Raw genomic sequence first — 6,398 nt, forward strand, 5'->3', positions numbered from 1 at the left:
CATGGATTTTGCCGACCTCGATTTATCGCCGAAACTACTCAAAGCCCTAACGGCCAGCGAATACAAGCGCCCGACTACCATTCAGCAACAAATGATCCCAACAGTGCTCGATGGTGTCGATGTGTTGGCTAACGCACCAACTGGGACCGGCAAAACGGCCGCTTATTTGCTGCCAGCGCTACAGCAGTTGCTTGATTTTCCTCGCGCTAAGTCGGGCCCGCCGCGCGTTTTGGTGCTGGTCCCAACCCGCGAACTCGCCGCGCAAGTGCTCGATTATGCCAACAAACTCAGTCAGTGCACTCATCTTGACTGCCGTGTGTTGACTGGCGGTGTGGATCATGCCGAATACGCCCAAATGCTCAAGCGCAATATTGATGTATTAATCGCAACCCCTGGCCGTTTGCTGGAATACCTCAACCAAGAATTGATTGATCCTCGTCAGATCGAAACCATGATCATCGACGAAGCCGACCGGACGCTGGAAATGGGTCACGGCCAGGATGTCGAAGTCATTGCCGCCGAAGCGCGTTGGCGCAAGCAAACCTTGCTGTTGTCGGCCACGCTGGAAGGTAACTTAGTTGCTGATTTCGCCAATCGTCTACTCGAAGAGCCGATTCGGATCGAAGCCAACCAAGTGCCGCGACGTGAGAAAAACCGCATTCATCAATGGATCCATCTGGCCGATAATACCGAGCACAAACGTCAGCTGTTGCTGCACTACCTGAAATCAGAACAAACCCAAAAGGTCATTGTGTTCGGCAAAACCAGAGCGGGGCTTGCCGAGCTTGCCGACTGGCTGCGCTCCGAAGGAATCGAGCCGTTTGAAATTCGCGGCAGCATGGAGCAAGACAAACGCAACGAAGCGCTGCAGCGCTTTAGTCAGCAAGAGCGCTGCTGCATCTTAGCGACCGACGTCGCTGCCCGCGGCATTGATGTGCGCGACATCAGCCATGTCATTAACTTTGATATGCCACGAACCGCCGACGTCTATGTCCACCGTATTGGCCGGACCGGCCGAGCTGGCGCCAAAGGCACCGCGATTTCGCTGGTCGAAGCCCATGACATGGCTCAATTAGAGCGTATCGAGCGCTACATTGATGAGCCATTGGCGCGGCGTTTTGTCAGCGGTTTACGTCCCAAACACAAAGAAGCTGCGGTGGGTAAAAAAGGCAAACCAGCGAAAAAACCGGGCAAGAAGAAACAATCGAAGAAGCTTGCTGATGCCGTCAAGCCGGCCAAAAAGCGCTTGCGCGATAAGAAAAACAAAGGCGCACCGCGCTGGTTGAAGTCAAAAGCCGAAGGCAGCACTAGTGGTGCTTCAGGAAAAGACAAATCAAACGCTCAAGATAGCTAGGATCAAGTCATGGCGCGTATTTCGGCATTGTATATTTATCCGGTGAAATCACTGGCTGGTTTTAGTGTGGTTAGCGCCACGCTAGGAGCAACCGGATTGCGCTGGCGCGATAAAGTCGCCGACCGCCAATGGCTACTTGCCAATAGCGCTGGGCGTTTTATTACCCAGCGACAATTGCCGCAATTAGCACAAATCAAAACTGAGCTGACCGACTCCGCATTGGTGCTGCACCACGCCGAGCAAGCCAGTATCAGCATTCCGTACGATTACGATCAAAGCCAAGCGCGGCAAGTGACCGTTTGGCGCGATGAAGTCAAAGGCTATGACGAAGGCGACTCGGTTGCTCAATGGCTGGAGCAAGCCTGCGGCAAGAGCGATATCCGCCTCATTCGTTTTGGCGATGACTCAGAGCGCGCCGTTAGCACCAAGCACCTTTGGCAACACGAAGCCAGTCAGGTGGCTTTTGCTGATGGTTATCCGATACTGGTCAGCAACACCGCGTCGCTTGAGCAATTCAATCGCTACCTGCGAGAACAGCAACTAACAGCGCTATCCATGACTCGCTTTCGTGCCAATGTAGTGGTGACCGACTGGCAGCCTTGGCAAGAAAACAACACCGCAGAGCTAACTGAACAACACAATCGTTATCAGCTTGGGTTACGTAAGCCCTGCGAGCGCTGCCCGATGATCACCACGGATCAACAAACGGGCGAACGCCCAGAGCAAGGTTTGCCGCTCAAAGCGCTCGCTGAGTTCGATAGTTTGGGCGATGGCAGCGGCGCTTACTTTGGTCAGAACGCCATTATCGTGCGTGGTGATGGGGAGCTGATTGAAGTGGGAGATGAGCTTCGGGTTGACTAAGTAGCCAACCCGAATTGGTTGTTGCTACTGCTCTTCTCGCAAAAACACCAGCTGATCGGCCGTTGATTGTTGCTCACTGAAGTAATAGCCATCGGTATCAAAGCCTTTCAGTTGCTCGACATCAGATAGCTGGTTATCAATGATGTAACGGGTCATCAGACCGCGAGCCTTTTTGGCATAAAAACTAATGATCTTGTACTGACCATTCTTGCAATCTTTGAATACTGGGGTGATCACTTGGCCTTGCAACTGCTTGGGTTTCACCGCTTTGAAGTATTCATTTGAAGCCAGATTCACCAACACATCATCGCCCTGCTCACTCAGCGCTCGGTTCACTTCGTCGGTCACGATGTCGCCCCAGAAGGCATAGAGGTTGGCACCGCGAGGATTGGCCAATTTCGTTCCCATTTCCAAACGATACGCCATCATCAAATCGAGTGGCCGCAACACGCCGTATAAGCCAGACAAAATCCGCAAATGCTGCTGCGCAAATGCCAAGCCGGCGTCATCTAGTGATGCCGCATCGAGTCCAGTGTAAACATCGCCTTTAAAGGCCAAGACGGCTTGTTTGGCATTATCCAAACTAAAGTCTGGCTGCCACTCAGCAAAGCGCGCCGCATTTAATCCAGCTAGCTTATCTGAGATCTTCATTAACTTAGCAATTTCTGCTGGAGACAATTGGCGGCACGATTCAATCAATTCAGCAGAGTGAGTTAACAAGGAGGGTTGGCTGAACGTGCTCGTAGTTGGCGGCGTTTCAAAATCCAATGTTTTAGCAGGGGAAACAACAACAAGCATGATAAAGCTCCAAGTGACTATAGGAATTGGCAGGCACTATAACATAGCGCCCACCAAACCAAAGGGATCACCCACTTAGTTGCTTTTAACCTCGGCTTGCTGTTTTGGCTGCCACACCTCATCCGCGAGCGATTGATCCAATTCAGGATAATCACTGCGATCAAATGTCGGCAGCTTGCCTGCGCCCAGTTGATCGTTGTAATCCTTGGCCAGCTTCACCACCACGCCAGATAACAACACAATGGCAACCAGGTTAATAATGGTCATAAAGGCCATCGATAGATCCGCCAGCTTCCAGACAATGGGCAGTTCTGCCATGGCACCAAACATCACCATGGCCAGCACAAAGCAACGGAAAAACTTCAAACCACTTGGGTGCTGATGCTCAAGAAAAACCAGATTGGTCTCGGCATAGGAGTAATTGGCCACAATCGAGGTGAAAGCAAAGAAGAAAATAGCCACAGCAATAAAGTAATTGCCAAACGAGCCAATTTCATTGCTCAGCGCCATTTGAGTCAATTCGATCCCAGACACCTCGGAGCCAGGCTGAAGCGCGCCGGAAATTAGAATCACCGAAGCCGTGCAGGTACAAATCACAATGGTATCGACAAACACCCCGAGCATCTGAACATAGCCTTGTGACGCCGGGTGTGGCGGATATGGCGTTGCCGTTGCGGCAGCATTTGGCGCACTGCCCATGCCCGCTTCGTTGGAAAACAGGCCACGCTTGATACCATTCATCATCGCCTGAGCCACGGTATAACCCAAACCACCGGATGCGGCTTCCTGCCAGCCAAAGGCACTTTTGATAATCAGGCTGAATACCGCAGGCAGCTCACCCATGTTCATCACCACAATTGTTAGTGCAATCAGCAAGTAGGCCAGCGCCATTAGTGGCACCACAAGCTCGGCAAATCGAGCAATCGAACGAATGCCACCAAAGATAATTAAGCCGGTCAGGAGCTGAATAAGAATACCGGTCTGGTAGTTTTCCCAGCCAAATGCAACGTTAGCGGCGTTGGCAATGGCATTGGCTTGCACCGCATTGAATACCAAACCAAAGGCGATGATCAGGCAAATCGCAAATGCCACGCCCATCCAGCGTTTGCCTAAGCCGCGCTCCATGTAATAAGCCGGACCGCCACGGAAATTGCCTTCATCGTCTTTCACTTTATAAAGCTGGGCGAGGGACGATTCGGCAAACGAGGTCGCCATGCCAATCAAGGCGATCAACCACATCCAAAAGATGGCGCCGGGGCCGCCGAGGTATAGGGCAACGGCAACGCCGGCAAGATTGCCGGTTCCGACTCGTGCGGCAAGGCTGGTACAGAGGGCTTGGAAAGATGAAATACCGTTTTGATCAGCCTGCCGACTATGGCGCAGCACTGCAAACATATGACCGAAATGGCGGATCTGAATAAAGCCAAGGCGAATGGTAAATAACGCGCCGACTCCGAGCAGGAAATAGATAAGAATTTTTCCCCAAAGGATATCGTTAAGAAAATCAATTAACTGTTCGATCATAGTGAACCTTTTTCAGTTGCGCCGTGGCTGCTGAATACGACGTCAGCAACAAACAATATTGGGAGAAACAGCTTCGTTATCAATTTTTTATTAAATGATTATAATTATCATTTGCAATTACAAAAAAGAGCTTATATGATTAATCCCACTTGAGAACACTCCTGAGCGGGGGTGAGCTTGCTCAAGTAGGCGATCAACCATTGGTCTGGTCTTGGTCGCTTAATCTCGTCTGGCTCTATTGGCTCTAATTGCCATCAGCGGGAACCGAAATCTTCGGTTCCCGTTTTTCTTATCTGAGCTTAGTACACATAATCAGCCAGCTGATACACCAGCGTATGGTCTTGATGCAGCAAGATCAGTTGCTGATCTTTGATGCGAATCTGCGCGCCGTCATGCAATACCGTAAAGACCGTCTGCTCTACTTTCGATAACTCGCCAATACAAGCCATTCGAGTTGATGGTCCTGGCGCCATCGACAAAGCGCCTTGGTCAAGCTTGCCTTGCCCCATAAAGCGATTGCAGCCAGCAATTCCGGCCAACCTAAACCCTTCCTGAAACTCAATATCGGGTCGCTTCCCCGTTTCAAGTTGTTGTCCCAGCATATCCGACAGTTTCACCCCATCGACCATGTCCAAATTGTAATGGTGGTGAATCAATTGCTCTCGACTTGGCACCTTGCCTTTCGCGGCATCGGGATCAGTGGCTGTTAATGCACAGCCAGCCAACACCAGAGCAAAAGCCAAAAGGTAGAATTTAATGTGCATGTGTCGCTCCAGATACCAATGAATTAAGTGGTCAGATTCAGTCCCTGCCAGTTCAAACCGGCATCATCGCGCGGTGGACACCAGTAGTAACCGCCGGTCGCCGGACGCGAAAACTGAAACAGCGCATCCACAATGCCGTCATCGATGCCAGCCATGCGCTGCATTTGCTGCTCAAACGCCAGAGTTGAGTGGCCAAATGCCACGAACATCAACCCTGCTTGGGCTGACTCAGCCCACGGCATCGAGCGGCGCAAAACAAAGGCTTCGGGTTCAAATTGCTCTTGAGCGGTTCGTTTAACATGAGCACTGGCTGGCGCATCAAATTCTTTGTTGTCGGCTAAGCGACGGCCAATCATGTTGTCTTTTTGGTCTTGGCTGTGCATCGAGAACGCCGCTAAGTCATGCACCCATTGCTGTACTGCAACACAACTTGCTCCATCGGTACCGTCACCTTGACCACTGACAAAGGCTGCCGCAATGGCATCGTCATCTTTGGGATTTTCGGTGCCATCTTCATAACCGGTGAGATCGCGCCCTGAGCCATGTTTGAACGCCTGCGTTTGCTGAATTAAATCAAAGCATTCGCTGAGCTCTGCGGCCATCAGCTGAGCTTCAACGACCAATGGGCCAGGTTCGTCGCCGCGCAGCCAGATCCATAAGTCCGCTTGGGTGGAAGGCACAGTCACACCCGGACCGGCCATCGCTGGAAAAGCGGCAATACTCGCTTTGGAGCCCGCCGGTATAAGTGACGCACCAATACCAATGACGTGCTGATCAGCGAGCTCAAGCTGTTGAATACAATGTAGCGCTTGAATCACCGACACTTCTGGAAGCTTGTCCAATGTCAGATAAACACCATGGCTGGGAACAGGCTGCAAAATTGCAGATTGCATATCAATTACTCCTACTGACGAATACTAATGAGCCTAGTCGAAAGCGGTCATCCTAGGCTGCAAATTTTAAAATGGCTTTGTTTACTAACAAAAAAGGCCGCTGTAGCGCTGTCTCTTGATCACATCTCAGAGCTCAAGAGACTTGGCTAGCTCATAGCCTTCAAGGATGGTTTGTAGTTTGAACCATCCTTGCCACAATCGCTC

6 protein-coding genes are annotated in these 6,398 nt (G+C 51.2%); 2 read left to right on the plus strand and 4 right to left on the minus strand.

Annotated elements, in window-relative coordinates:
* Window position 1: 1 nt before the first annotated feature.
* Complete coding sequence (srmB, locus tag IC617_RS18370) at window positions 2–1,354, plus strand: ATP-dependent RNA helicase SrmB (protein WP_191146451.1); 1,353 nt, start codon at window positions 2–4, stop codon at window positions 1,352–1,354.
* Between the two features lie 9 nt (window positions 1,355–1,363).
* Window positions 1,364–2,215 (plus strand): MOSC domain-containing protein, encoded by an 852-nt coding sequence (locus IC617_RS18375; RefSeq protein WP_191146452.1) that lies wholly within the window; start codon window positions 1,364–1,366, stop codon window positions 2,213–2,215.
* A 24-nt stretch (window positions 2,216–2,239) separates the two neighbouring features.
* Here IC617_RS18375 and yaaA read toward each other — a convergent pair whose 3' ends face one another.
* From yaaA to IC617_RS18395, 4 genes are all read right to left on the minus strand, one after another.
* Entirely contained in the window at window positions 2,240–3,013 is a 774-nt protein-coding gene (gene yaaA / locus IC617_RS18380) for a peroxide stress protein YaaA (RefSeq protein ID WP_191146453.1), read from the minus strand.
* Between the two features lie 75 nt (window positions 3,014–3,088).
* Window positions 3,089–4,534 (minus strand): alanine/glycine:cation symporter family protein, encoded by a 1,446-nt coding sequence (locus IC617_RS18385; RefSeq protein WP_191146457.1) that lies wholly within the window; start codon window positions 4,532–4,534, stop codon window positions 3,089–3,091.
* A 302-nt stretch (window positions 4,535–4,836) separates the two neighbouring features.
* Complete coding sequence (locus IC617_RS18390) at window positions 4,837–5,301, minus strand: META domain-containing protein (protein WP_191146454.1); 465 nt, start codon at window positions 5,299–5,301, stop codon at window positions 4,837–4,839.
* A 23-nt stretch (window positions 5,302–5,324) separates the two neighbouring features.
* On the minus strand, window positions 5,325–6,194 hold the full coding sequence (locus tag IC617_RS18395) for a Dyp-type peroxidase (RefSeq protein ID WP_191146455.1): 870 nt from the start codon (window positions 6,192–6,194) through the stop codon (window positions 5,325–5,327).
* Window positions 6,195–6,398 lie beyond the last annotated feature (204 nt).

This window comes from Neiella litorisoli (genome assembly GCF_014773395.1).
Lineage (GTDB): Bacteria > Pseudomonadota > Gammaproteobacteria > Enterobacterales > Neiellaceae > Neiella > Neiella litorisoli.

Excerpts from the sequence above, each read along its gene's own strand:
- IC617_RS18390 (WP_191146454.1), bottom strand. The coding sequence starts at position 5,301 with ATGCACATTAAATTCTACCTTTTGGCTTTTGCTCTGGTGTTGGCTGGC.
- yaaA (WP_191146453.1), bottom strand. The coding sequence starts at position 3,013 with ATGCTTGTTGTTGTTTCCCCTGCTAAAACATTGGATTTTGAAACGCCG.
- IC617_RS18375 (WP_191146452.1), top strand. The coding sequence starts at position 1,364 with ATGGCGCGTATTTCGGCATTGTATATTTATCCGGTGAAATCACTGGCT.
- IC617_RS18395 (WP_191146455.1), bottom strand. The coding sequence starts at position 6,194 with ATGCAATCTGCAATTTTGCAGCCTGTTCCCAGCCATGGTGTTTATCTG.
- srmB (WP_191146451.1), top strand. The coding sequence starts at position 2 with ATGGATTTTGCCGACCTCGATTTATCGCCGAAACTACTCAAAGCCCTA.